Below are 21,834 nucleotides of genomic sequence, written 5' to 3' on the forward strand. Positions count from 1 at the left end.
TCGTGCGTGCTGGCAAGATTCACATTTAAATTTGCAATATCCATTTATTTCATCTGATCAAACAATGAAACTCGACGTCAAAATTCTCGATACCCGCATGGCCGAACAACTGCCGCAATACGCCACGCCTGGCAGCGCTGGCCTTGATTTGCGCGCATGTTTGGATGCGCCCATCACACTAGAGCCCAACGCTTGGCAATTGGTGCCCACGGGCATTGCCATCCACTTGGCTGACCCCGCGTATGCCGCGCTCATCTTGCCGCGCTCGGGTTTGGGTCATAAACACGGCATCGTGTTGGGCAACCTCGTCGGTCTGATTGACAGCGACTACCAAGGTCAACTCATGGTCAGCGCTTGGAACCGCAGCGATGTGGCGTTCACGCTCGAGCCCATGGAGCGCTTGGCTCAGTTGGTCATCGTGCCCGTGGTGCAAGCCCAGTTCAATGTGGTGAATGAATTTGCCGCGCCGACTGAGCGCGGTGAGGGCGGTTACGGTTCGACCGGTAAGAAATAAATCAGTGCAGCAAATCGTTGCCCGGCGCTTGGGCTTCGATCTTGAAAAAGCCTGTACCCAAAGTGCCGCGTTCTTGTTCTTCCTGCGTGGCTTCGCGCACCGATTGCACATCGAGGTGAATGCGAATCGCAATGCCGGCCAGCGGATGGTTGCCATCTAACACCACATGCTCGGGGTAGAGCTCGGTCACGGTGTAGAGCAAGTCTTGTGGTGCGTCGGGGTTGCAGCCAGCGGGCAGGGCGTGACCCTCAACCGTGTGGCCTTCTTCTAGCTCCTTTGGGAAAAGCGAGCGGGCTTCTAAAAACACCAAGTTTTCGTCGTAGTCTCCAAAGGCTTCTTCGGGTTCGAGTTGCAAGTCGATGTGGTCGCCCACGCTGTGGCCTTGCAGCGCTTCTTCGATCTTGGCCAGCAAGTCATCGCCGCCCACCAAGAATTCAACAGGGCTGTCCAATTCGTCCAGCACCTCGCCCAAAGTGTCTTTCAAGGTCCAAGTTAAGCCGACCACGCAGTGTTGTGTAATTTCCATAGGGCAAAATTGTCGCACGATGCATGTGAATAAACCCCTGACCCTGCTCGGCGGCATCAGTCCCGCCGAATTTATGAACACCTATTGGCAGCGCAAGCCACTGTTGGTGCGCCAAGCCATCCCTGAATTTAAAGCCTTGCTCAGCCGTCCTGAGCTGTTTGATTTGGCCGAACAAAACGAGGTCGAATCTCGTTTGGTGATGGGGGCGAACGGCGGCAAACGCGACTGGCAAATGCAGCGCGGCCCGTTCAAACGCCGAGCCATCCCTAAGCTGACTGAGCGCGACTGGACCTTGTTGGTGCAAGGTGTGGATTTGCACGACGACCGTGTGGCCGCCTTGATGCAGCAATTTCGTTTCATCCCAGATGCCCGTTTGGACGATGTGATGATCAGCTACGCCACCGAAGGCGGTGGCGTGGGCCCGCACTTTGACAGCTACGACGTGTTTTTGTTGCAAGCCCACGGCCAACGCCGTTGGCGCATTGGCCGACAAAAAGATTTGTCGCTCGTGCCCGACATGCCGTTGAAGATTTTGGCTAATTTCAAGCCAGAGCACGACTGGGTGCTCAACCCTGGTGACATGTTGTACTTGCCACCGCGCTATGCCCACGATGGCGTTGCACAAGGCGAGTGCATGACCTATTCGGTGGGCTTTCGCGTGCCCCAAACTGGCGATTTGGCTCGCGAGTTGTTGGTGCGTTTGAGCGAAGGTGCCGAAGAGGCTGCAGGTGATGACTTGTACAAAGACGCCACTCAACTTGCTGTGTCAAAGCCAGCGGCGATGCCCGACGGTTTGGCTGATTTTGCCAAATCAGCACTTCAAAAAGCGTTAAAAGATCCCAAAGCTCTGCAACGTGCTTTGGGTGAGTATTTGACGGAACCCAAAGCCAGTGTGTGGTTTGAAATAGGCGATGTGCCAGATCAGCTCACTTCAGTGCGTTTAGATCGACGAAGCAAGATGATGTACGACGCGCACCATATTTTCTTGAATGGTGAAAGTTGGCGTGCTGCGGGTAAGGATGCTGCACTGATGCGTCAACTTGCAGATACACGTTCTTTGTCTCAATCTGATTTGGTTAAAGCGAGTATGGAAGCATTAAACCTTCTGCTCGAGTGGTGTGACGACGGCTGGCTCCACGCCGGTGCCTAAATATTCAGACCTTGACGTCTGGCTGACAAGTTGCTTGAAATGCGTATAGGAATTACCCTATAATTTGACCCTAAGTTGAGAGGCTCGAGCCCTTCTGCTTGGTTGTGGTGCAAGCCACAGCAATTTCCGGAAATTGTTTTCATCCCCTTTAAGGAATATCAAAATGAACAAGTCAATCCTGTTGGCATCTTTGTTGGCTGCTGCCGCTCTCGTCGCTTGCGGCAAAAAAGAAGCTCCTGCTGTTGAAGCCGCTCCTGCTGCCGCTTCTGCTGCTGTTGAAGCCGCTTCTGCTGTGGCTTCTGAAGCCGCTGCCCCAGCTTCTGACGCTGCCAGCAAGTAATCAGTTTTCGGACTGAATTCAAAAGCCACCCTCGGGTGGCTTTTTTCATGGGCGCATCGCAAATGGCTTAGACCTGCACCCAGGCCGACCCCGTGATCGGATCGGCCACGGCAATGTCTAACGGCGCGCATTGCATGGCCTTGCTCAGGCTGGCGCGTGCCAGTTCTGGGGTGTTGTTGCGTTCGCTCAAGTGGGCGGCCAGCACAAAGTTCAGATCTTTGTGTTTCACGCGGGCCAACAGTTCGGCTGCTGCGTGGTTTGCTAAATGCCCCCATGGGCCTGCCACGCGTTGCTTTAAGAAGCTGGGGTAGCTGGAAGCTTGCAGCATCTCGGGGTCGTGGTTGGCTTCAAGCAGCAGGGCGTGACAGCTTTGCAAAGACGACACCATATGAGCCGATGGATGGCCTAGGTCGGTGGCGAGACCCAAGTGGCGGTTGCCGTCGCTGCAGCGCAGCTGCAAGGGCTCTCGGGCATCGTGCGGCACAGTGAACGGCAGGGCTTGCAAAGCACCTATTTCGATCGTGTTACCGTCTCGTGCTAGATTCAATAAGCGCTGGTGTGGCAACCACGCATCGTCACACACAGCCAGCCACGTGCCTTGGCTCATCCACAGCGGTGTTGAATAGCGTTTGATAAAGCTGCGTGCGCAGCCAATGTGATCGCCGTGCTCGTGTGTGATGAAGATGGCGTCGAGGTCTTCAGCGCAAGTGCCGGCTTCGATCAAGCGGGCTTCAAGATCGCGCAGGCGAATGCCGCAGTCGATGAGTAAACGGGTCGTATGCACGCCGCTTTGGGCTTCAACCAAAGTGGCATTGCCCGAGCTGCCGCTGCCCAGGCTTTTAAAGCGCAACATGGCGCAAGCTCAGACCGCGCTGAATCAGCGCAGGTCGTCAGCCACCAGCTTCAAGATGCGCTGAGCGACGGGGCTGTTTTCAGCTTTGCCTGCAGCGTTTTGAACGGTGACTTCTGTCACGCTGTCGGTTTTACGTACAGCAATACGGTACTTGACAGGGCCTGTGTCAGCGGTGGAGCTGCTGAACATCTTGCTGAAGAAACCTTTTTCTTCTTTCGTCGTATCAACATAGCGCACAAAGTAAACGCCTTGTGCACGGTCACGGTCTTCAACCGTAAAGCCTGTGCGGTCTAAGGCCAAGCCCACACGGCGCCAAGCGACATCAAATGAGTCTGGAATATTCAATGTTGCCGCATCACCTTTGGTGGTCAAGCTGGTTTTGCTGTGTGCGACTTGAGCCGTTGCTGTGCTGGCTTTGGCTTGCTCTGCTGAAACGCCGAGTTTGACCATCAAACGGCTTAAAAATTCAGCTTCTAATTCTGGATCGCTTGGACGTGGAACCCAAATCGTGCCTGACTTGGTTTGATCTTTGTATTCTTCGCTCATGCCGCGGTGGGTCACGAAGATATCTACGCCGCCTGTGCTGTTGCGTTCAATGCGTGTGCGGAACTTATCGCGTTCGCCAGACGAATACAGGCCATCGAGTACTTTGCCTAAATTGCGACGGATGAAGTCTTGCGGAATCTTGGCACGGTTTTCAGCCCATTCAGTTTCGAGCAAACCCAGTTGTTGTTGCTCGATCACGTATTCAAAGCCATTTTCTTTCCAGAAGCCTTGAACAATCGGCCACACCACGTCGGCTGTACGGTTGACAACCAACCAACGTTGTTTACCGTCGCGTTCAATGCGCACATCGTTGACTTGTTTGGCAGCAGTTGTGGCCACTGTTTGCACAGGGCGAACGCCCATGCTGCTGGCAGTGACTGCACCGCCAGGCACGGCGTAACGTGTGTCACGTGTGAGTTGAGTCAGGTCGGGTGGAATGTCGAGCGGTACCACCTTGGTGCCACCTTCAGTTTTGTAATTGACTTTGTCGCCGTCCATGATGGAGCCACAGCCGCTGAGCAAAACCAAGAGGGTTAGCGCAAGCGTTGCACGATTTGAAGCAAAAGAAATGTTCACAGCCAAGGCCTTTTTAACAATCAGATCAAACCAGCGGCGCGTAAGGCGCCTTCCACCACAGGCTCGTTGGCCTTGGTGAGTTCGGTCATGGGCAAGCGCAGCGTTGGGCCGGCAAGGCCCATGCGGTGCATGGCCCACTTCACGGGGATGGGGTTGGCTTCCACAAACAGCTGTTTGTGAACGGGCATCAATTTGAATTGGATTTCCATGGCGCGTTTGACGTCACCAGCGATGGCAGCCACGCACAGCTCGTGCATCAAGCGTGGGGCCACGTTGGCGGTCACGCTGATGTTGCCTTGGCCGCCGCACAGCATCAACGCCACAGCGGTGGGGTCGTCGCCTGAATAGACGGCAAAGCCTTTGGGCACATCGCGAATCAGCCACTCGGCGCGTTCGATGTTGCCTGTGGCTTCTTTGATGCCCACGATGCCTTGCACTTGGGCCAAACGCAGCACGGTGTCGTGCGCCATATCGGCCACTGAGCGGCCGGGCACGTTGTACAAAATCACGGGCAAGTCCACCGCTTCGGCGATGGCCTTGAAGTGCAGGTATTGGCCTTCTTGCGTGGGCTTGTTGTAGTAGGGCACCACTTGCAGTTGGCAATGTGCGCCAACTTTCTTGGCGAACTTAGCCAGCTCGATCGCTTCAGCTGTCGAGTTCGCGCCGCAACCCGCCATGATGGGCACATGACGTTCGGTGTGTTTGGCCGCTTGTTCGACCGACACGCGGATGATTTCGCAATGTTCTTCCACGTTGACGGTGGGTGACTCGCCGGTGGTGCCCACGACGCCGATGCAATCGGTGCCCTCGGCAATGTGCCAATCAATCAGTTTGCGCAGAGTAGGGTAGTCGACGCTGCCGTCTGTGTGCATGGGGGTGGTCAAAGCCACGATGCTGCCGGTAATGGGTGTCATGTCCGCGAGTTCGGTCAAGGAAAAACGTTCATTCTAGCGATTGCCAGTGACGTTTTTAGTGAGAAAGTGGGTAACGAACGGGTGTTTGTGCGCTGCTGGTCTCACGCACCGCCACGATGCGTTGCACAAAGCGCTCGGGCTGAGACAAAAAGCCTTCTTCAAACGCCACCACGCGTAAGTCTTTGCACACGGCCAGCAGTTCGGCAGGGTGCAGCAAAAAGTCTGGGCGCGAAGGTTTACCCACGGTTTCGTTGCCTGCAGAAAAGGTTTCGTAAATCAGCACGCCATTGGGCGCGAGGCTGGCCAAGATGTGCGGCCAAAGAGGGCGCCACAGGTAGTTGGTCACGACCACGCCACCAAAAGTTCGGCCTTGCAGCGGCCAAGGCCCGTTTTCAATATCTGCACAAATGGCTTCGCCCAAGGCGCTGACGGCGGCAATGGCGTCTGGGTTGCGGTCCACCCCTGTGGCGGGGTAACCAAGATCCGCAAAGTGGCGCATGTGACGGCCGTGTCCGCAGGCCAAGTCCAGCACATGGCAGCCCGCAGGCAATAGGTGCGCCCAACGGGCCACCCAACTCGATGTGGGCTCTTGCCCATGAAGCACAGTACTCATCTCAGAAGCATCCCCAGACTTGGTCGGCCAAGGTCAGCAAGAACTCAGGCCGTAAATACATAGACAAAACCGCCAACAAAATGGCCACGCACACCAAGCCAATCGCAACTTTGCGAATCAAGGTGGTGCTGATCAGGCGGCGCATCATGGCTTGGATTTTGGATGGTTAAGCAGCAACGGTCTTTGGCACATCGTTACGCTCAATCGCGTTTTCATTGACCGGCATATTGATGAGTGCGGCAAAAACGCCCAACGCAATCGAGATGTACCAAACAATGTCGTAGCTGCCCGTCTTGTCGTACAAGTAGCCGCCCAGCCACACACCCATGAAGCTGCCAATTTGGTGGCTGAAGAACACAAAGCCGCCCAGCATCGACAAATGAGCCACGCCAAAAATCTGAGCCACCACCGCATTGGTGGGCGGCACGGTGGAGAGCCACAGCAGGCCCATCACGCTAGAGAAGATGTAAACGCTCATGGGTGTGAGTGGCGCGAGCAAAAACAGCACGATGGCGATGGAGCGTGAGAAATAAATGAACGACAAAATTTTGCGCTTGGCCATGCGCTGGCCCAAGCTGCCTGCGATGTAGGTGCCAAACACGTTGAACAAACCAATCAGCGCCAAAGCAATGCTGGCCACTTCAGGCGACAAGCCGTGGTCCTTGAGGTAGCTGGGCATGTGCACGCCAATGAACACCACCTGAAAGCCGCACACAAAGTAGCCCGCCATCAGCAGTTGAAAGCTGCGATAGCCCATGGCCTCACGCAGCGCATGCAGGATGGATTGGTCGCGGTGCGGTGTCGCACCTCCTCCAAAGCCAGGTTCACGCAAACCGTAGGCGAGGGGAATGATGAGCATGGCCGACAGCGCCAACCACACCAAGGCCTCTTGCCAACCAAAGGTGCTGATGAGGTAGCCCTCGGTGGGCACCATCAAAAACTGGCCAAACGAGCCCGCCGCCGCTGCCACACCCATGGCCCACGAACGCTTGGCTGCACTCACATTGCGGCCAATCACACCGTAGATCACGGCGTAGGTGGTGCCTGCTTGGGCAATGCCAATCAAGACACCAGCAGTCGCGGTGAATAAGGCGGGCGTGTCTGAATACGCCATGCCAATCAAGCCCAGCGAATACATCACTGCACAGGTCACAATGACTCGGAAGGCGCCAAAGCGGTCCGCCAACATGCCCGAGAAGATGCCTGCAAAACCCCAAGTCAGGTTTTGAATGGCAATGGCCATGGCGAAGTTTTCGCGTGTCCAGTCTTGGGCTTGGGTGATGGGTTGCAGCCACAGGCCAAAGCCGTGACGCACGCCCATGGACAAGGTGACGATGGCGGCCCCGCAGGCCAGTACCTGCCACATGGGCAGTGTTTTGTGTTGGTTGGTCATAGGTCGACTTTACCCAATGTGTTGCACAGCTGCTGTCAAAGGCGTTGTGCCAAGTCGGCTGGATGCCGCAAATGCTCAGGTTCTGAGCCGATTCGGTTTGCAAAGAAGATGAGTCTGTTGTTTTATACAGTGCTGCGTTTGAATCTGTCTACAATTCTGCCCCATGGCTACAAAGCAACCCACTACACCGCCCCAGTACTCGGAAGGCTCGATTCGCGTCCTCAAAGGACTCGAACCCGTCAAGCAACGTCCGGGCATGTACACCCGCACCGACAACCCGCTGCACATCATTCAAGAAGTGTTGGACAACGCGGCTGACGAGGCGCTTGCTGGACACGGCAAAAAAATTGGCGTCACGCTGCACAGCGATGGCTCGGTCAGCATCGACGACGATGGCCGTGGCATTCCGTTTGGCATGCACCCCGAAGAAAAAGCACCCGTCATTGAACTGGTGTTCACCCGCTTGCACGCAGGTGGCAAGTTTGACAAAGGCTCGGGCGGCGCATACAGCTTCTCTGGCGGTTTACACGGCGTGGGTGTGAGCGTGACCAACGCGCTGGCCAAACGCATGGAAGCCACCTCGTACCGTGAAGGCCAAGTGGCCCGCTTGGTGTTCTCAGGTGGCGACGTGGTGGAAAAACTCACCACCCGCAAACAAGAATCAGGCGACCGCAAGCAAGGCACCACCGTGCGCGTGTGGCCCGATGCCAAATATTTTGAATCCTCGGCCTTGCCGATGAACGAGTTGGTGCACTTGCTGCGCAGCAAAGCTGTGCTCATGCCCGGCGTGAGCGTGACGCTCATCAATGAGAAAACCAAAGACACGCAAAACTGGCTCTACAAAGGCGGCCTGCGTGACTATTTGATGCAGACACTGCATGGCGACCCCGTCATTCCTTTGTTTGAAGGCGATGGCTATGCCGATAGCAACCACGACAGCTTTGCCGAAGGCGAGGGCGCAGCATGGGCTGTGGCCTTCACCGAAGACGGCGCACCTGTGCGCGAAAGCTATGTCAACCTGATTCCCACCAGCGCTGGTGGTACACACGACAGCGGCTTGCGCGATGGGTTGTTCACGGCGGTGAAAAGCTTCATCGAGTTGCACGCTTTGCTGCCCAAGGGCGTCAAGCTCATGCCAGAAGACGTGTTTGCCCGTGCCAGCTACGTGCTGAGCGCCAAGGTGCTTGACCCGCAGTTCCAAGGTCAAATCAAAGAACGCCTCAATTCGCGCGACGCTGTGCGCTTGGTGTCAAGCTATGTGCGCCCTACCATGGAGCTGTGGCTCAACCAGCACGTTGAGTACGGCAAAAAGCTGGCTGAGTTGGCCATCAAAGCTGCACAAAGTCGCCAAAAAGCCGGCCAAAAAGTAGAGAAGCGCAAGGGCTCAGGTGTGGCTGTGTTGCCCGGCAAGCTGACCGATTGCGAAAGCAAAGACACGGCGCACAACGAAGTGTTCTTGGTCGAGGGCGACTCTGCGGGCGGCAGCGCCAAGATGGGTCGCAACAAAGAAAACCAAGCCATCCTGCCGCTGCGTGGCAAGGTGCTGAACACTTGGGAAGTCGAGCGTGACCGCTTGTTTGCCAACAACGAAATTCACGACATCTCGGTGGCCGTGGGTGTTGACCCTCACGGTCCAAAAGACAGCCCCGACATGAGTGGTCTGCGTTACGGCAAGGTGTGCATCCTGAGTGATGCGGACGTTGACGGCTCGCACATTCAAGTGTTGTTGCTCACCTTGTTTTTCCGTCACTTCCCCAAGCTCATCGAAGCGGGACATGTGTTTGTGGCGCGTCCACCGCTGTTTCGTGTGGACGCACCGGCGCGTGGCAAAAAGCCAGCTACCAAGGTGTATGCCTTGGACGAGGGTGAGCTCACATCCATCCTCGACAAGCTGCGCAAAGACGGCGTGGCCGAGGGCAAGTGGAGCATCAGCCGCTTCAAAGGTTTGGGTGAGATGAGCGCCGAACAACTGTGGGACACCACCCTCAACCCTGACACCCGTCGCCTCATGCCCGTGCAACTGGGCTTGCTGGACTTTGCAACCACCGAAGGTTTGATCACGCAACTCATGGGCAAAGGCGAAGCCGCCGCACGCCGTGAGCTGATGGAACTGCATGGCGATTCGATTGAGATTGACGTATGACCGATTTGTTAACCCCTGGACTGCCCACCGCCAACAACAATAACAATGATGGCGACGGCGACATCGCGCTGGGCCACTACGCCCAACGCGCCTACCTTGAATACGCGCTCAGCGTGGTCAAAGGCCGCGCCTTGCCCGACGTATGCGACGGCCAAAAGCCGGTGCAACGCCGCATTCTTTATTCCATGTCCCGCATGGGCTTGGGCTTCAGCGGTAACTCAGGTGCCAAGCCCGTCAAGTGCGCCCGCGTGGTCGGTGACGTGCTGGGCCGCTACCACCCTCATGGCGACAGCGCCGCGTATGAAGCGCTGGTGCGCATGGCGCAAGACTTTGCACAACGCTACCCACTGATCGACGGCCAAGGCAACTTTGGCTCACGCGACGGCGACGGCGCTGCGGCCATGCGATACACCGAAGCACGCTTGGCCAAAATTACCACGCTGTTGCTGGACGAGATTGACGAAGGCACGGTGGACTTCCAGCCCAACTACGACGGCTCCACCGAAGAGCCCAAGCAGTTGCCCGCCCGTTTGCCATTTGCCCTGCTCAACGGCGCAAGCGGCATTGCAGTGGGTATGGCCACTGAAATTCCAAGCCACAACCTGCGCGAAGTGGCCGATGCGTGCGTGGCACTCATCAAGACCCCCAAGATGAGCGACGCCGAGTTGCTGCAAATCTTGCCCGCACCCGACTACCCCGGTGGCGGCCAAATCATCAGCAGCGCGTCCGACATTGCCGACGCCTACCGCACAGGCCGTGGCTCACTCAAAGTGCGCGCTCGCTGGACCATTGAAGAATTAGCCCGTGGCCAATGGCAACTGGTGGTCAATGAGTTACCACCCGGCGTGAGCAGCCAACGCGTGCTGGAAGAGATTGAAGAACTCACCAACCCCAAGGTCAAGACAGGCAAGAAGGCGCTGAGCGCCGAGCAAACTCAACTCAAGGCAACCATCTTGGCTGTGTTGGACGTGGTGCGCGATGAGTCAAGCAAAGACGCCCCTGTGCGTTTGGTGTTCGAGCCCAAGACCCGCACCATTGAGCAACAAGAACTCATCACCACCTTGCTGGCGCACACCAGCTTAGAAACTTCGTCGTCTATCAACCTCACCATGGTGGGTATCGATGGCCGTCCTGTGCCTAAGTCGCTGCGCGAGATGTTGACCGAGTGGATTGAGTTTCGCTCTGCCACCATCCTGCGCCGCTCTCAGCACCGTTTGAACAAAGTGCTGGACCGCATCCATATCTTGGAAGGTCGTCAGTTGGTGTTGCTCAACATCGACGAGGTGATTGCCATCATCCGTCAGAGCGACGAGCCCAAGCAGGCGCTGATGGAGCGCTTCAAACTCAGCGAGCGACAAGCCGAAGACATCTTAGAAATTCGTCTGCGTCAGCTGGCGCGTTTGGAAGCTTTTCGGATTGAGCAAGAGCTCAAAGAGTTGCGCGACGAACAGGCCAAGCTTGAAGACATCGTGGGCAACCCATCGGCGCTGCGCCGCTTGATGGTCAAAGAAATTGAAGCCGACGCCAAAACCTTTGCCGACCCACGCCGCACGCTCATTCAAGAAGAGAAAAAAGCAGTGGCCGAAGTCAAGGTGGTAGACGAGCCCGTGACCGTGGTGGTCTCTGAAAAAGGATGGGTCCGTGCACGTACCGGCCACGGCCACGAAGCCAGTGCCTTCGCCTTCAAATCAGGCGACGGCTTGTACGGCACGTTTGAGTGCCGCACGGTGGACACCTTTATCGCGTTTGGCTCAAACGGCCGCATCTACTCTGTGCCTGTGGCCGCTTTGCCGGGCGCGCGTGGCGACGGCCAGCCCGTGACCACGTTGGTTGATTTGGAATCAGGTACTCAGTTGCTGCACTACGTGGCTGGCCCTGCGGGCGCGACGTACTTGCTCAGCAGCTCGGGTGGCTATGGCTTCATGGCCAACATCGAGCACATGATCTCGCGCAACAAAGGCGGCAAAGCCTTCATCACCGTGGGTGAGGGCGAAACCGTGTGCCGCCCATCACCTGCCAGCGGTGGCTCGGGCGCACAGCCTGTGGCACCTGCTACGCATGTGGCTTGTGCGTCCACGGGCGGCCGCTTTTTGACCTTTGAGTTGTCAGAACTCAAAGCCATGGAAAAGGGCGGTCGCGGCTTGATGCTGATTGACCTAGAAGCCAAAGATACCTTGGCCGGTGCGGCTGCGTACACACGCAGCGTGCGCATCGAAGGCATTGGCCGTGGCGGCAAAGTGCGCGAAGAAACGCTGGAAATTCGCAGCTTGAATAACGCCAAAGCGGCACGCGGCAAGAAGGGCAAAGTGGCTGACTTGGGATTTAAGCCTAATGCTGTGGTGCGGGTGGAATAACGCGACGCCCCGGCTAGCCAAATAGAAACGGCCCTTGCTTGCAAGGGCCGTTTTCAATTGCTAGGTTGTTTGGGGCAATAAAAAAGCGGCTCAACGAGCCGCTTTTTTGTGGGGTAGCAAGAATTAAGCTTTGGCTTTTTCTTTGGTAGCTGCCATTGGGGTGGCACCGTCTGCAGGTGCTGCCTCTTTCTTGGGAGGGCTGCAGTCGAAGCACACAAACATGGATGAACCCAAGATGCGCTTGAATGAACCGTTGTTGCGGGGCTTGTGAACGCCGCACTTGATGCAGCTCATGGTGTCGCCAGTGCGGCCGAGGCCTTCGAAGGGTGAACCGCCTTTTTTCGATTTGTAGCGCAAACCGTCGTTGGAGATTTCTGTTTTTTCTGGGCGTGACATTCGTTGTAGTTCTCGAGGCAAAGACGGTATTTTCGCAAATTTATCAACCGTTCTGACAACCGGCCCTCAAAAACCTCAAAATTCACCGCAAAAAGCGCTTGGAAAGCTTCAAAACGCTGGGCCCAATGCGTTTTGAGATGGCTTGGCGGTGTTTGGCAAACAGCACATAGGCCGGTTGCAGCACCGGCATGAGCCATTTGCGTGACAACACCCAAGCCAAAACAGGCAGTTTGGCTAGCCGGTAAGCGGTGGCAAACACGGGCACACCCACCAGCACTTGGCCATCGGCGGTGCGGCCATGAATCTGCGCCATGGCGGCTTCGCACGAGATGTTGTGGCCCGCAGCCTCAAAGCCAGTGTGGGTAACGTCCACAAAGGCCAACTGGCCCTGCGCATTGCGGCTTTGCAAAAAATCTATCTCAGCCACGCACAGCGGGCACTGGCCGTCGTAGTACAGCGTGAGTTCGGGCGTGGTGGTGGCAGTTGTGGTTTGCATCGGAACGTAGGCTAGCACGCCTACCAAGCGCGGTGCTGCACAAAGGGTAATCGGGCAGAATTGATCGCATGACCCAAGCCTGCTTTGATACATCCACCACCGCCACACAACGTGTGGCCAGCGCGCTAGAGGGCGCAGCCAGCCCAGCTGCGCAACATGTGTTCACGCAGCTCTATGCCGATGCCGCACGCGCCTCAGCGCAGCAACGTGATGCTGAGGCGAAAGCAGGCCGCAGCCTAGGTGTGTTGCACGGCGTGTGCATCACGCTCAAAGACAACATCGACGTGGCGAGCGAAACCACCATGGCCGGTGGCGTGGTGTGCGCGGGCGAAGCGCCTGCGCTGCACGATGCACCCGTGGTGCAACGCTTGCGCGATGCAGGTGCGGTGGTGCTGGGCAAAACCAATATGAGCGAGTTTGCGTTCTCGGGCGTGGGCATCAACCCACACCACGGCACGCCTGCCAATCCTGCTGACCCAGCGCATGCACGCGTGCCCGGAGGTTCGTCGTCGGGCGCTGCAGTGTCTGTGGCTTTGGGGCTGGCCGAGGCCGGTATTGGCACAGACACGGGCGGCTCTATCCGTATACCCGCCGCGCTGTGTGGCTTGGTGGGCTACAAGAGCACGCAAGTGCGTATTCCGTGCACGGGTGTGATGGAGTTGTCGCGCACGCTGGACACCGTTTGCAGCATCACACGCTCGGTGCGGGCGTGTTTGGCGGTGGATGCGGTGCTGTCGCAACAAGCGTTGCCTACTGATGCCACAGAGTTGCGCGGCCTGCGTTTTGCCGTGCCGCAAACTTTGATGATGGACGATGTGCATGCCACCGTGGCCCAGGCTTTTGTGCGCACTTTGCATCGCATCAACAAGGCGGGTGCGCAAGTGGTGGAGATGCCCTTCACAGCACTGGGCGACATTGCTGCGCTCAGCATGCCCGGTGGTTTTTCGCCCATCGAGAGCTACGCTGCACACCACGCGCGCCTGGAGCGCGGTGCACACCAAATTGACCACCGCGTGGTGGCTCGCATGATGCTGGGCAAAGGCATCAGCGCCCAAGACTACCTAGAGCTACACAACCGCCGCAACGCGTGGATTACTGCAGCCCAACAAACGCTGGAAGGCTTTGACGCCATGTTGTGCCCCACAGTGCCCATGGTCGCGCCATTGACTGAGCCTTTGCTCAAAGACGATGAGGCATTTTTCAAAGTGAATCGCTTATTGCTGCGCAACCCCTCGGCTATCAACTACATGGACGGCTGCGCGTGGAGCCTGCCTTGCCATGAAGCGGGTGAGTTGCCTGTGGGTTTGATGGTGTCTAGCGTTGCCGGCCAGGACGCGCATTTGGCGCGCGTGGCGTTGGCTTTAGAAAACTTAATCAATTCTTGACGCGCTTAGACCACAATCCAAGCGTTGAGAGAAAGAGAGCACGCTATGACTTCTAAATTTCGCACATTCGCGCTAGGCCTGTTGCTAGCCGCGACGGCAGGCGCAGCCATGGCGCATGGCCCCTACGGCGGTTACCGTGGTGGTTATTACCGTGGCGGTGGCGATTACTTCTGGGGCCCAGCTTTGGTGGGCGGAGCGATTGTGGGCACGTCGATTTATTTGTCGCGCCCTGTGCAGCCATCTACCGTCATCATCACCAGCCCACCTGCGGTGGTGATGAGCAACCCCCAGCCTACGCAGTGGGTGAACAGTCAGCCGGTGCAGCAACCTGTTGAGGCGTACTACTGTCGCGAAACAGGCCAGTATTTTCCGATGGTGCAAACCTGTGTCAGTCCTTGGTTGGTGGTGATGCGATGAACAAAGCTTATCTGTGTGTCTTGGTGGCGGGCTTGTTGCCCTATGTGTGTGCCATGGTTGCGAAGTGGGGGTTCAAAAAGTTTGACAACCACAATCCACGTGAATGGTTGGCTCAGCAAACGGGTTTCCGTGCGCGCGCCAATGCGGCGCAGGCCAATACTTTTGAGTCGTTTCCACTGTTTGCTGCGGGCGTGATCATTGCCACCTTGGCGCAAGTGGATGCAGCACGTATTGATTTGTACGCGTTTGTGTTTGTTGCAGCACGCGTGGGCTTCATTGTTTGCTACGTGACCGACAAAGCCAGCTTGCGTTCTTTGTGCTGGTTGGTGGGCCTGCTGAGTGTGGTGGGTTTGTTTGCTGCGGCCTTGGGTTTGTAAAGCTGTCATCCGTTTGCAAGTGCCGCGCGTTGTAGAGCTACCTTTTCACAAAGTGAGTTTTCTATGAAACGCTTTTCTACCTTGTTGGCTTGTATGTTGGCCTTTGCCGTGGTCTTGCCCGCGCAAGCGGATGGCCGTGGGCATGGTGGATATGGCGGTGGCCACGGTGGTTATGGTCACAACTACGGCGGTCATGGTTACGGTGGTCACTACCGTGGCTCTAGCAACTATTGGCTCGCCCCCGTGTTGGGTGCTGCGTTGGTGGGCAGCGTGATGTATGCCGCCAGCACGCCCAGCTATGCCATGCCACAAACAGTGGTGGTGCAACAGCAATATGCGCCGCCTAGCCGTGTGGCGTATTTCTGCCCGACAGCGCAGCAGTACTACCCCAATGTGCCCACCTGCCAAGTGCCTTGGCAGCCTGTGAACTACTAACAAAGTCACTCAAACAAAAAGCCGGGCTAGCCCGGCTTTTTGTTGTGCGTCATGCGCTTCATTGAGGCGCATGCATCACATGGTTAGAGCGTGACCACTTCTTTGTGACCCAAGCGGTTTGAGTAACGCACTTTGCCGCCCGTGGTTTCTAGCTCCACGCGAGCACTGCGGCCTGCGTATACATGGTGCTTGAGCCATTCCAGCTCTTGCTTGGTTTCGGCTTCACCAGCCACCACGCGGCTCCAGCAGCGCAGCTCTGCAGACCAGCGGTAGTTACGTGCTTTGAGCTTGTCCTTGGTCTCAAACGGCGAGTTGATGGCGTACACCTTTTGCTGCGGCTTGTTCAAAGTCATCAGCACGGCAAGCAGAGCCGTTTGTTGGCTTTGCGGCAGTACTTGATTGAGTAGCTCAAGCAGCGCCCAGCAATCGGCCTCGGCGCGGTGGGCTTCGTAAAAGTAGCCTTGGGTGCTGAGCAAATACTCCAGCTTGGCGGAGCCAAAGCCTTCTTCGCGCCAGTCAATGTCTTTGATGCTGCATGCCCAGTTGAGCTGCTCAAACAGCGGCCAGCGAGCTTCGACGAAGGGGCGGTCAAATTGGGCGTTGTGGGCAATGACCACGTCCACGTTTTTCAAAAACTCAGCCACGCGCGCATCGTCAATGTGGTGGCCTTTCACCATCTCGTCGGTGATGTGGTGCACGGCAATGGTCGCGGGGGGAATGGCAAAGCCTGGGTCTTCTAGCTCATCAAACACATCGCTCACGCGGTAGACCACGCCTGTGACGGGGTCGAATTCAAAGGCCAGCATGCCCAGCTCAATCACGCGGTCTTGGGCCACGTCAAAGCCGGTGGTCTCGGTGTCGAGCACCACGCCTTTGCTGAGCTTTTGGCCGGGGGCGGGGGTGTTGAACACACGGCCAGGCACGAGGCGGCGAAGCACGCGGTAGTCTGGGTGTTGTTCGAGTTGTTGGGCGAGTTGTTCGATGTCTTGAGTCATAGGGGCTAATGTTAAGCGTGGTCGGCCTGTGTCGCGTTGCGTTTGGCAATGGCATGTGACAAAAAGATGCCCATCGCACAAACCACCAAAGCATCAGCGCCCAAAATCAACGGCGAGTTGAAGTGGCTCAAGAGTTCAGCCAGTATCAACACGCCAAGCGATTGGCCTAAAAATAAAAAGCCAGCAAACAGCGTCACGCCTGTGCCGCGTGCGGTGGGCACCATTTGCGTGGCCTTGGCCTGCATGGTGTTGTGAAACATGGCAAACCCAAAGCCAGCAATAAAGCAAGAGGGCAGCGCCAGTTGCCACCAAGGTGCAAACGCAATCACCAAAAATGCGGCGCCAAAGCTCATGCCGCCGTAACGCGCCAAACCCACTTCTCCAAAGCGTCGAATGGTGATTTTGGCCGTGGCTATGTAAGCCATGCCCCCTAATCCAAAGAGCGCCGTGGTCCCGCCTGCCAACGTGAGGGAGATGTGGTGCACCTGATGCAAGTGCGCCGCTGTCACGGCCAATACGCCAAATACAGTGGCGCCTTCAATCAGTGTGATGCTCAGAAAGGTGCGTGCCCATGGGTTATGCGCCACTTGTTGCAGCTGTTTGAAAAAACCTGTGGGTGCATGTGTTGGGTGCGCGGTGGGGTCCAAATGTTTGAGCTGTTGGCCAAGCAAAAGACTCACGGTGGCAAAAGCCGCGGCCATCAGTGCAAAAGCCCAGCGCCAACCCAAGGTGTCAGTCAGCAGTCCGCCAAACAACTGGCCAGCCGTGATGCCCAGCATGGTGCCCAAACCCACACGGGCCAAGGTTTCTTGGCGATGCTCGTAATGCACCACATCGCCCACCCACGCCAATGAGAGCGGAATGATGGCGGCTGCCGCCAATGCGGTGCCGACACGCGCGGCCACAAGAAACGTCAAGTCTGCGCTGAGCGCCGACAGCACGCAGCCTACGCTGCAACCGATGGTGGCCAGCATGACGACGCGGTATTTGCCTAAGCGGTCACCTACGGGGCCATAAAAGAGCTGCATCAAACCGTAGGCGATGGCGAAGAATGAAATGACTCGTGAGGCCTCACTGATGGGCGCATCAAAGACGCGCGACAGCTCGGGCAGCATGGGGTCGCAAATGCGCTGCAAGGCCATGCTGCAAAACGTTGCCAGCGACAACAAAAAAATCGCCCGACGGGTGGTGGGCGATAGAGCTTCAGGGGCAGATGTGTTTGTTTTCAAAGCGGTCTGACTTTACCCGTTACCCGCGTTGGGTGCTGTCGCTTGTAAGTCAAAGTCGAAAACTATGAGATGACGGTTTAGCATTGGCACTATGAAATTTTTTGTGTCTTTGTTAATTGGTTTGTTGAGTGGGGTGTGTTCATGGGCTTGGGCACAACCCAACCAAGACGCCATGACGGCTGAGGTGTTGGGCGTTTACTTCACGCCACCTGCAAATGCTGTGGCAGCTATTGTGAGAGCGATTGATGACAGTGAGCGCGAAGTTTTGGTGCAAGCCTATGGCTTCACCCACAACGCCATTGCACAAGCCTTGATAAGAGCGCACCAACGTGGTGTCGAGGTGCGCGTGTTGCTGGATCGAAAAAGCCAAAGTTCAAACCGCTATGTGATGGAGGTGCTGAGCGATGCCCAAATTGAATTGCGCCAAGACGGCAAACATGCCATCGCTCACAACAAGGTGATGGTGATTGACCGAACCATCGTCATCACGGGCAGTTTCAATTTCACCAACTCTGCGTCCACCCGAAACGCAGAAAACTTTTTGGTTTTGAGATCCGCAGACTTGGCCGAAAAGTACAGCCAGCAGTGGCAACACCATTGGGCGCACGGAGTGGAGTAAGGGTTTGAAAAGCCAGATTTAGTCTGCCAGCTCTAAAAGCGCACCATTTCGGCGCAAAACCCTTGTCAGTGTGAAACTTATCCCTAAAATACGCGTCATGCTGCACTGCAACATAACTTTAGCCAAATGGCCAGGTTCAGAGCAGTTTTAACCATCCTTTTAAATTTTGGAGATATGAAATGACTTTGACACCTGAACAAGTAATCGCCGCTAACAAAGCTAATCTGGAAACTCTGGTGGGTTTGACCACCAAAGCTTTCTCTGGCGTGGAGCAACTCATCGAGTTGAACTTGGCCGCTGCGAAAAGCACTTTGGCTGATTCACAAAAACAAACCAACGCTGCTTTGAGCGTGAAAGACGCACAAGAGTTGTTGGCTTTGCAAGCCAGCCTGTTCCAACCTTTGGCTGAAAAAGCTGTGGCCTACAACCGTCACTTGGTTGAAATCACCACAGGTACAGGTTCACATTTCCAAGGTCACGTGGAATCTAAAGTGGCTGAAGCGCAAAAAGCTTTCCACGACATGGTGGACAACGCTGCTAAAAACGCACCTGCTGGTTCTGAAGCTGCTGTGGCTGCATTCAAAACTGCAGTTGCCGCTGGTAACAACGCTTTGGAATCTGTGCAAAAAGCTGTCAAGCAAGCCACTGATGTTGCTGAAGCCAACTACAAAAACATGACAGAAACAGCTTTGAAAACAGCTAAGCCAGCTGCTAAGAAGCGTTAATTTTCAAGGTCCTCCAAGACAACTGAAACGGCTCCTTCGGGAGCCGTTTTTCGTATGTGCTTAACATTGGGTCAAAACACAGGAGAGCAGCGGTGGATAAAGTAGATGGTGTGGTGATTGGCGCAGGTGTGGTGGGCTTGGCTGCGGCGCGTGCTTTGATTCAGGCGGCACCAGAAACTGCTCGCGAGTGGTTGGTGTTGGAAGCGGCAGACGCCATTGGCACGGGCACCAGTTCGCGCAACAGCGAAGTCATTCACGCAGGCATTTACTACCCGCAAGGCTCGCTCAAGGCCAAGTTGTGCGTGCAAGGTCGCGACATGCTGTATGCCTATGCGGCAGAGCGCGGTGTGTCGTACCAGCGCTGTGGCAAATTGATTGTGGCGACACATGTGGAGCAACTCCCTGCACTTCATGCCGTTTTGCAAAAGGCCCACGCCAATGGCGTGACCGATGTGGTGCTGCTTACCGCCGAGCAAGCGCAATCGATGGAGCCCGCGCTGTCATGCGTGGCAGCCTTGCATTCACCCAGCACGGGCATTGTGGACAGTCACGGTTTGATGCTGAGTTTGCAAGGTGATTTTGAAAATGCAGGCGGCATCGTGGCCTTGAATTCGCCTGTTGCTTCAGCCGTGTGTCGCGAAGATGGCATCGTGGTGCGCATGGCCGATGGCTCTGAGTTGTTGGCGCAAACGGTGGTGAATGCAGCAGGGCTGACCGCGCCTTGGTTGGCGAAACGTTTTGAAGGGTTGGCCGCGCAGCATGTGCCGCAGGCTTACTTTGCCAAAGGCAACTATTTCACGCTCTCAGGCAAGTCAGCGTTTTCGCGTTTGATTTATCCCGTGCCCGAAGCCGCAGGTTTGGGCGTGCACTTGACGCTTGACCTGGGCGGTCAGGCCAAGTTTGGACCTGATGTGCAATGGGTGGACGGCCCTGATGATTTGGCGGTGTCCACCGAGCATGAGCAAGCGTTTTACGACGCCGTACGCAAGTATTGGCCAGCCTTGGGTGATGGTGCGTTGCAAGCTGGCTATGCGGGCATTCGCCCCAAAATATCTGGCCCCAACGCCGAAGCTGCTGATTTTTGTATCCAAGGCCCAGACGTGCATGGCGTGAAAGACTTGGTGAATTTGTTTGGCATTGAGTCACCAGGCTTGACGAGTGCGCTGGCGATCGGTGATGCCGTTGTTCAGGCCTTGCAGTAAAGTTGCACGCATGAATAAACGCTTATTCCTTGGCGTTTGCATGACGCAATTTTTGTTGGCTTGCTCGACGGTGTCGCGTCAATCGACCACATCGCAAAGCTACCCCAACAACCCCGCTAAGCGCCAAGACATCGTCATGCAAGCCATGGCCATGCTAGATCGCGGCTACACCTATGGCGGTAAAAAACTCCATACGGGGTTTGACTGTTCGGGCTTGGTGACCTTTGTGTACAAAGAGTCCGCTGGCATTGCGATCAAAGGCAGCGCGGCACAAATGGCAGAGGCTGCACGTCCCGTCAATGCGTCGCAGGCCCATCCTGGTGACTTGGTGTTTTTCAACACCTTGGGCAGTCCGTTTTCCCATGTGGGCATCTACATTGGCGATGGCAAATTTGTGCACGCAGCCAACGAGCGAACCGGTGTGAAAACCGAGCGCTTGAGCCATAGCTATTGGTCAAAACGCTTTGAGGGTTATCGCACGGTTTTTGCCTGAGGTTGAGCCGTAGGCCAGTTTGCTTTTCGCGCGGAGTTACCCGTCACGAAAGCTTGCTGCTTATTTAGTGCGATCGCGAATGGCCAACGCAGCCTCTTTCACGAGTGCTGGGCCTTTGTAAATCAGACCGGTGTAAATCTGCACCACATCCGCACCTGCTTTGATTTTCGCTACGGCATCGGCGCCGCTCAAGATGCCACCCACGCCGATGATGGGGAAGTTGGGGCCCATCGCCGCGCGCAACTGGCGAATGACTTCGTTGCTTTTCTCGAACACGGGGGCACCTGAAAGGCCGCCTGTTTCGTCGGCGTGTGCCATGCCTTGCACGGCGTCGCGGGCGATCGTTGTATTCGTCGCAATCACGCCCCAAGATGGCGTGCCTTCGTGCACACAGTGACGCTTCAACGTGGCCGCAATCACCGCGATTTGATCGCTGTCCAAATCAGGCGCAATCTTGATGAACACCGGCACTTGCTTGTTGTGTTGCTGAGCCAACTCCGCGCGGCGTTTGGCGAGCGTGCCAATGAGTGCATCCAGCGCTTCGTCGCTTTGCAGCTCGCGCAAGTTTTTGGTGTTGGGGCTGGAGATGTTCACCGTCACATAGTCGGCGTGTGGGTAGACGCCATCAAGGCAAATCAAATAATCGTCAGCCGCATTCTCAATGGGCGTGGCGGCGTTCTTGCCGATGTTGAGGCCAAGCAACATGGGCGTGCCACCATGCTTGGTTGAGTTGCTGCGGAACTTCGCCAGCTTCACATTGGCCAAGAAAGCATCCAAACCTTCGTTGTTAAAGCCCAAGCGGTTAATCAATGCATTGGCTTCGGGTAAACGGAACATGCGCGGCTTGGGGTTGCCCGGCTGGCCTTTGGGCGTGACGGTGCCCACTTCCACAAAACCAAAACCCATCGCGGCCAAGCCGTCAATGCAGTGCGCGTTTTTGTCCAAGCCTGCGGCCAAGCCCACACGGTTGGGGAAGTTCAAACCTGCCAGTTGAACGGGGTCTTGCACGCGCTCTTGGCAATAGGCCCACGCCAGCGGCGTGTTTTGCGTGCGGGCCAGCATGGCCAGCGTGTGCTCATGGGCGGTTTCGGGAGCACAAGCAAACAGAAATGGGCGGGCGAGGGAATAAGGCAACAACGACAT

At 56.4% G+C, this 21,834-nt stretch carries 25 protein-coding genes; 13 read left to right on the plus strand and 12 right to left on the minus strand.

Annotated elements, in window-relative coordinates:
* Positions 1-64 precede the first annotated feature (64 nt).
* Complete coding sequence (gene dut / locus LINBF2_RS05325) at positions 65-514, plus strand: dUTP diphosphatase (RefSeq protein ID WP_281890991.1); 450 nt, start codon at positions 65-67, stop codon at positions 512-514.
* 1 nt (position 515) lies between these two features.
* Here dut and LINBF2_RS05330 read toward each other — a convergent pair whose 3' ends face one another.
* Positions 516-1,040, minus strand: coding sequence for an FKBP-type peptidyl-prolyl cis-trans isomerase (locus tag LINBF2_RS05330; RefSeq protein ID WP_104800343.1), 525 nt, complete (start codon positions 1,038-1,040; stop codon positions 516-518).
* A gap of 19 nt (positions 1,041-1,059) precedes the next feature.
* On the opposite strand from LINBF2_RS05330, the gene LINBF2_RS05335 reads away from it, so the two are divergent.
* Entirely contained in the window at positions 1,060-2,190 is a 1,131-nt protein-coding gene (locus LINBF2_RS05335) for a cupin domain-containing protein (protein ID WP_281890994.1), read from the plus strand.
* Between the two features lie 163 nt (positions 2,191-2,353).
* On the plus strand, positions 2,354-2,530 hold the full coding sequence (locus LINBF2_RS05340) for a hypothetical protein (protein WP_201747067.1): 177 nt from the start codon (positions 2,354-2,356) through the stop codon (positions 2,528-2,530).
* 67 nt (positions 2,531-2,597) lie between these two features.
* Here LINBF2_RS05340 and LINBF2_RS05345 read toward each other — a convergent pair whose 3' ends face one another.
* The 6 genes from LINBF2_RS05345 to LINBF2_RS05370 are packed head-to-tail and all read right to left on the minus strand — an operon-like array spanning position 2,598 to position 7,425.
* Positions 2,598-3,383: an MBL fold metallo-hydrolase gene (locus LINBF2_RS05345; RefSeq protein ID WP_281890996.1), complete on the minus strand. Its 786-nt coding sequence runs from the start codon at positions 3,381-3,383 to the stop codon at positions 2,598-2,600.
* Positions 3,384-3,407: 24 nt separating this feature from the next.
* The gene (gene bamC / locus LINBF2_RS05350) at positions 3,408-4,499 is read right to left on the minus strand and encodes an outer membrane protein assembly factor BamC (protein WP_281891291.1); all 1,092 of its coding nucleotides are present in this window, start codon (positions 4,497-4,499) and stop codon (positions 3,408-3,410) included.
* A gap of 26 nt (positions 4,500-4,525) precedes the next feature.
* Complete coding sequence (gene dapA, locus LINBF2_RS05355; protein WP_281890998.1) at positions 4,526-5,419, minus strand: 4-hydroxy-tetrahydrodipicolinate synthase; 894 nt, start codon at positions 5,417-5,419, stop codon at positions 4,526-4,528.
* 55 nt (positions 5,420-5,474) lie between these two features.
* Positions 5,475-6,032, minus strand: a complete 558-nt coding sequence (locus LINBF2_RS05360) for a class I SAM-dependent methyltransferase (protein WP_104800347.1) — start codon at positions 6,030-6,032, stop codon at positions 5,475-5,477.
* A gap of 1 nt (position 6,033) precedes the next feature.
* A complete protein-coding gene (locus tag LINBF2_RS05365) occupies positions 6,034-6,180 on the minus strand; it encodes a hypothetical protein (protein WP_161499745.1) in 147 nt (48 codons plus the stop codon).
* Positions 6,181-6,198: 18 nt separating this feature from the next.
* Complete coding sequence (locus tag LINBF2_RS05370) at positions 6,199-7,425, minus strand: MFS transporter (RefSeq protein ID WP_281891001.1); 1,227 nt, start codon at positions 7,423-7,425, stop codon at positions 6,199-6,201.
* A gap of 163 nt (positions 7,426-7,588) precedes the next feature.
* On the opposite strand from LINBF2_RS05370, the gene LINBF2_RS05375 reads away from it, so the two are divergent.
* Both LINBF2_RS05375 and parC read left to right on the plus strand, forming a co-directional pair.
* On the plus strand, positions 7,589-9,568 hold the full coding sequence (locus LINBF2_RS05375) for a DNA topoisomerase IV subunit B (RefSeq protein WP_104800348.1): 1,980 nt from the start codon (positions 7,589-7,591) through the stop codon (positions 9,566-9,568).
* Entirely contained in the window at positions 9,565-11,922 is a 2,358-nt protein-coding gene (gene parC, locus LINBF2_RS05380) for a DNA topoisomerase IV subunit A (protein ID WP_281891003.1), read from the plus strand. Before LINBF2_RS05375 ends, parC begins: the two co-directional genes overlap by 4 nt.
* 123 nt (positions 11,923-12,045) lie before the next feature.
* Here the strand turns inward: parC and LINBF2_RS05385 are convergent, their stop codons facing one another.
* On the minus strand, positions 12,046-12,318 hold the full coding sequence (locus LINBF2_RS05385; protein ID WP_201747069.1) for a hypothetical protein: 273 nt from the start codon (positions 12,316-12,318) through the stop codon (positions 12,046-12,048).
* Positions 12,319-12,400: 82 nt separating this feature from the next.
* Positions 12,401-12,814: a DUF393 domain-containing protein gene (locus LINBF2_RS05390; RefSeq protein WP_104800350.1), complete on the minus strand. Its 414-nt coding sequence runs from the start codon at positions 12,812-12,814 to the stop codon at positions 12,401-12,403.
* A 68-nt stretch (positions 12,815-12,882) separates the two neighbouring features.
* On the opposite strand from LINBF2_RS05390, the gene LINBF2_RS05395 reads away from it, so the two are divergent.
* The 4 genes from LINBF2_RS05395 to LINBF2_RS05410 all read left to right on the plus strand — a co-directional run bounded on the left by LINBF2_RS05395 (position 12,883) and on the right by LINBF2_RS05410 (position 15,428).
* Positions 12,883-14,199: an amidase gene (locus LINBF2_RS05395; protein WP_281891006.1), complete on the plus strand. Its 1,317-nt coding sequence runs from the start codon at positions 12,883-12,885 to the stop codon at positions 14,197-14,199.
* A 45-nt stretch (positions 14,200-14,244) separates the two neighbouring features.
* Entirely contained in the window at positions 14,245-14,616 is a 372-nt protein-coding gene (locus tag LINBF2_RS05400) for a hypothetical protein (RefSeq protein ID WP_104800352.1), read from the plus strand.
* Positions 14,613-14,993, plus strand: coding sequence for an MAPEG family protein (locus LINBF2_RS05405; protein WP_104800353.1), 381 nt, complete (start codon positions 14,613-14,615; stop codon positions 14,991-14,993). The genes LINBF2_RS05400 and LINBF2_RS05405 overlap by 4 nt, the downstream gene beginning before the upstream one ends.
* Positions 14,994-15,056: 63 nt before the next feature.
* Positions 15,057-15,428, plus strand: a complete 372-nt coding sequence (locus LINBF2_RS05410) for a hypothetical protein (protein WP_104800354.1) — start codon at positions 15,057-15,059, stop codon at positions 15,426-15,428.
* An 83-nt stretch (positions 15,429-15,511) separates the two neighbouring features.
* Here the strand turns inward: LINBF2_RS05410 and LINBF2_RS05415 are convergent, their stop codons facing one another.
* Both LINBF2_RS05415 and LINBF2_RS05420 read right to left on the minus strand, forming a co-directional pair.
* Positions 15,512-16,423 carry a 3'-5' exonuclease gene (locus LINBF2_RS05415; protein ID WP_281891009.1) on the minus strand — a complete coding sequence of 304 codons (912 nt, stop codon included), beginning with the start codon at positions 16,421-16,423 and terminating at the stop codon, positions 15,512-15,514.
* A gap of 11 nt (positions 16,424-16,434) precedes the next feature.
* The gene (locus LINBF2_RS05420) at positions 16,435-17,652 is read right to left on the minus strand and encodes an MFS transporter (RefSeq protein WP_281891011.1); all 1,218 of its coding nucleotides are present in this window, start codon (positions 17,650-17,652) and stop codon (positions 16,435-16,437) included.
* Between the two features lie 91 nt (positions 17,653-17,743).
* On the opposite strand from LINBF2_RS05420, the gene LINBF2_RS05425 reads away from it, so the two are divergent.
* The 4 genes from LINBF2_RS05425 to LINBF2_RS05440 all read left to right on the plus strand — a co-directional run bounded on the left by LINBF2_RS05425 (position 17,744) and on the right by LINBF2_RS05440 (position 20,691).
* Positions 17,744-18,271 (plus strand): phospholipase D family protein, encoded by a 528-nt coding sequence (locus tag LINBF2_RS05425; RefSeq protein WP_281891014.1) that lies wholly within the window; start codon positions 17,744-17,746, stop codon positions 18,269-18,271.
* Between the two features lie 179 nt (positions 18,272-18,450).
* Positions 18,451-18,996 (plus strand): phasin family protein, encoded by a 546-nt coding sequence (locus LINBF2_RS05430; protein ID WP_104800357.1) that lies wholly within the window; start codon positions 18,451-18,453, stop codon positions 18,994-18,996.
* 92 nt (positions 18,997-19,088) lie between these two features.
* Positions 19,089-20,198, plus strand: coding sequence for an NAD(P)/FAD-dependent oxidoreductase (locus LINBF2_RS05435; RefSeq protein WP_281891016.1), 1,110 nt, complete (start codon positions 19,089-19,091; stop codon positions 20,196-20,198).
* A 10-nt stretch (positions 20,199-20,208) separates the two neighbouring features.
* A complete protein-coding gene (locus tag LINBF2_RS05440) occupies positions 20,209-20,691 on the plus strand; it encodes a C40 family peptidase (protein WP_281891018.1) in 483 nt (160 codons plus the stop codon).
* Positions 20,692-20,751: 60 nt separating this feature from the next.
* On the opposite strand, the gene LINBF2_RS05445 is transcribed toward LINBF2_RS05440, so the two are convergent.
* Positions 20,752-21,834, minus strand: coding sequence for a quinone-dependent dihydroorotate dehydrogenase (locus LINBF2_RS05445; RefSeq protein WP_281891020.1), 1,083 nt, complete (start codon positions 21,832-21,834; stop codon positions 20,752-20,754).

Origin of the sequence: Limnohabitans sp. TEGF004, from assembly GCF_027924965.1 — a bacterium.
Taxonomy (GTDB): domain Bacteria; phylum Pseudomonadota; class Gammaproteobacteria; order Burkholderiales; family Burkholderiaceae_C; genus Limnohabitans.

Excerpts from the sequence above, each read along its gene's own strand:
- dut (WP_281890991.1), top strand. The coding sequence starts at position 65 with ATGAAACTCGACGTCAAAATTCTCGATACCCGCATGGCCGAACAACTG.
- LINBF2_RS05330 (WP_104800343.1), bottom strand. The coding sequence starts at position 1,040 with ATGGAAATTACACAACACTGCGTGGTCGGCTTAACTTGGACCTTGAAA.
- LINBF2_RS05335 (WP_281890994.1), top strand. The coding sequence starts at position 1,060 with ATGCATGTGAATAAACCCCTGACCCTGCTCGGCGGCATCAGTCCCGCC.
- LINBF2_RS05340 (WP_201747067.1), top strand. The coding sequence starts at position 2,354 with ATGAACAAGTCAATCCTGTTGGCATCTTTGTTGGCTGCTGCCGCTCTC.
- LINBF2_RS05345 (WP_281890996.1), bottom strand. The coding sequence starts at position 3,383 with ATGTTGCGCTTTAAAAGCCTGGGCAGCGGCAGCTCGGGCAATGCCACT.
- dapA (WP_281890998.1), bottom strand. The coding sequence starts at position 5,419 with ATGACACCCATTACCGGCAGCATCGTGGCTTTGACCACCCCCATGCAC.
- LINBF2_RS05360 (WP_104800347.1), bottom strand. The coding sequence starts at position 6,032 with ATGAGTACTGTGCTTCATGGGCAAGAGCCCACATCGAGTTGGGTGGCC.
- LINBF2_RS05365 (WP_161499745.1), bottom strand. The coding sequence starts at position 6,180 with ATGATGCGCCGCCTGATCAGCACCACCTTGATTCGCAAAGTTGCGATT.
- LINBF2_RS05370 (WP_281891001.1), bottom strand. The coding sequence starts at position 7,425 with ATGACCAACCAACACAAAACACTGCCCATGTGGCAGGTACTGGCCTGC.
- LINBF2_RS05375 (WP_104800348.1), top strand. The coding sequence starts at position 7,589 with ATGGCTACAAAGCAACCCACTACACCGCCCCAGTACTCGGAAGGCTCG.
- parC (WP_281891003.1), top strand. The coding sequence starts at position 9,565 with ATGACCGATTTGTTAACCCCTGGACTGCCCACCGCCAACAACAATAAC.
- LINBF2_RS05385 (WP_201747069.1), bottom strand. The coding sequence starts at position 12,318 with ATGTCACGCCCAGAAAAAACAGAAATCTCCAACGACGGTTTGCGCTAC.
- LINBF2_RS05390 (WP_104800350.1), bottom strand. The coding sequence starts at position 12,814 with ATGCAAACCACAACTGCCACCACCACGCCCGAACTCACGCTGTACTAC.
- LINBF2_RS05395 (WP_281891006.1), top strand. The coding sequence starts at position 12,883 with ATGACCCAAGCCTGCTTTGATACATCCACCACCGCCACACAACGTGTG.
- LINBF2_RS05400 (WP_104800352.1), top strand. The coding sequence starts at position 14,245 with ATGACTTCTAAATTTCGCACATTCGCGCTAGGCCTGTTGCTAGCCGCG.
- LINBF2_RS05405 (WP_104800353.1), top strand. The coding sequence starts at position 14,613 with ATGAACAAAGCTTATCTGTGTGTCTTGGTGGCGGGCTTGTTGCCCTAT.
- LINBF2_RS05410 (WP_104800354.1), top strand. The coding sequence starts at position 15,057 with ATGAAACGCTTTTCTACCTTGTTGGCTTGTATGTTGGCCTTTGCCGTG.
- LINBF2_RS05415 (WP_281891009.1), bottom strand. The coding sequence starts at position 16,423 with ATGACTCAAGACATCGAACAACTCGCCCAACAACTCGAACAACACCCA.
- LINBF2_RS05425 (WP_281891014.1), top strand. The coding sequence starts at position 17,744 with ATGAAATTTTTTGTGTCTTTGTTAATTGGTTTGTTGAGTGGGGTGTGT.
- LINBF2_RS05430 (WP_104800357.1), top strand. The coding sequence starts at position 18,451 with ATGACTTTGACACCTGAACAAGTAATCGCCGCTAACAAAGCTAATCTG.
- LINBF2_RS05440 (WP_281891018.1), top strand. The coding sequence starts at position 20,209 with ATGAATAAACGCTTATTCCTTGGCGTTTGCATGACGCAATTTTTGTTG.
- LINBF2_RS05445 (WP_281891020.1), bottom strand. The coding sequence starts at position 21,834 with ATGTCGTTGTTGCCTTATTCCCTCGCCCGCCCATTTCTGTTTGCTTGT.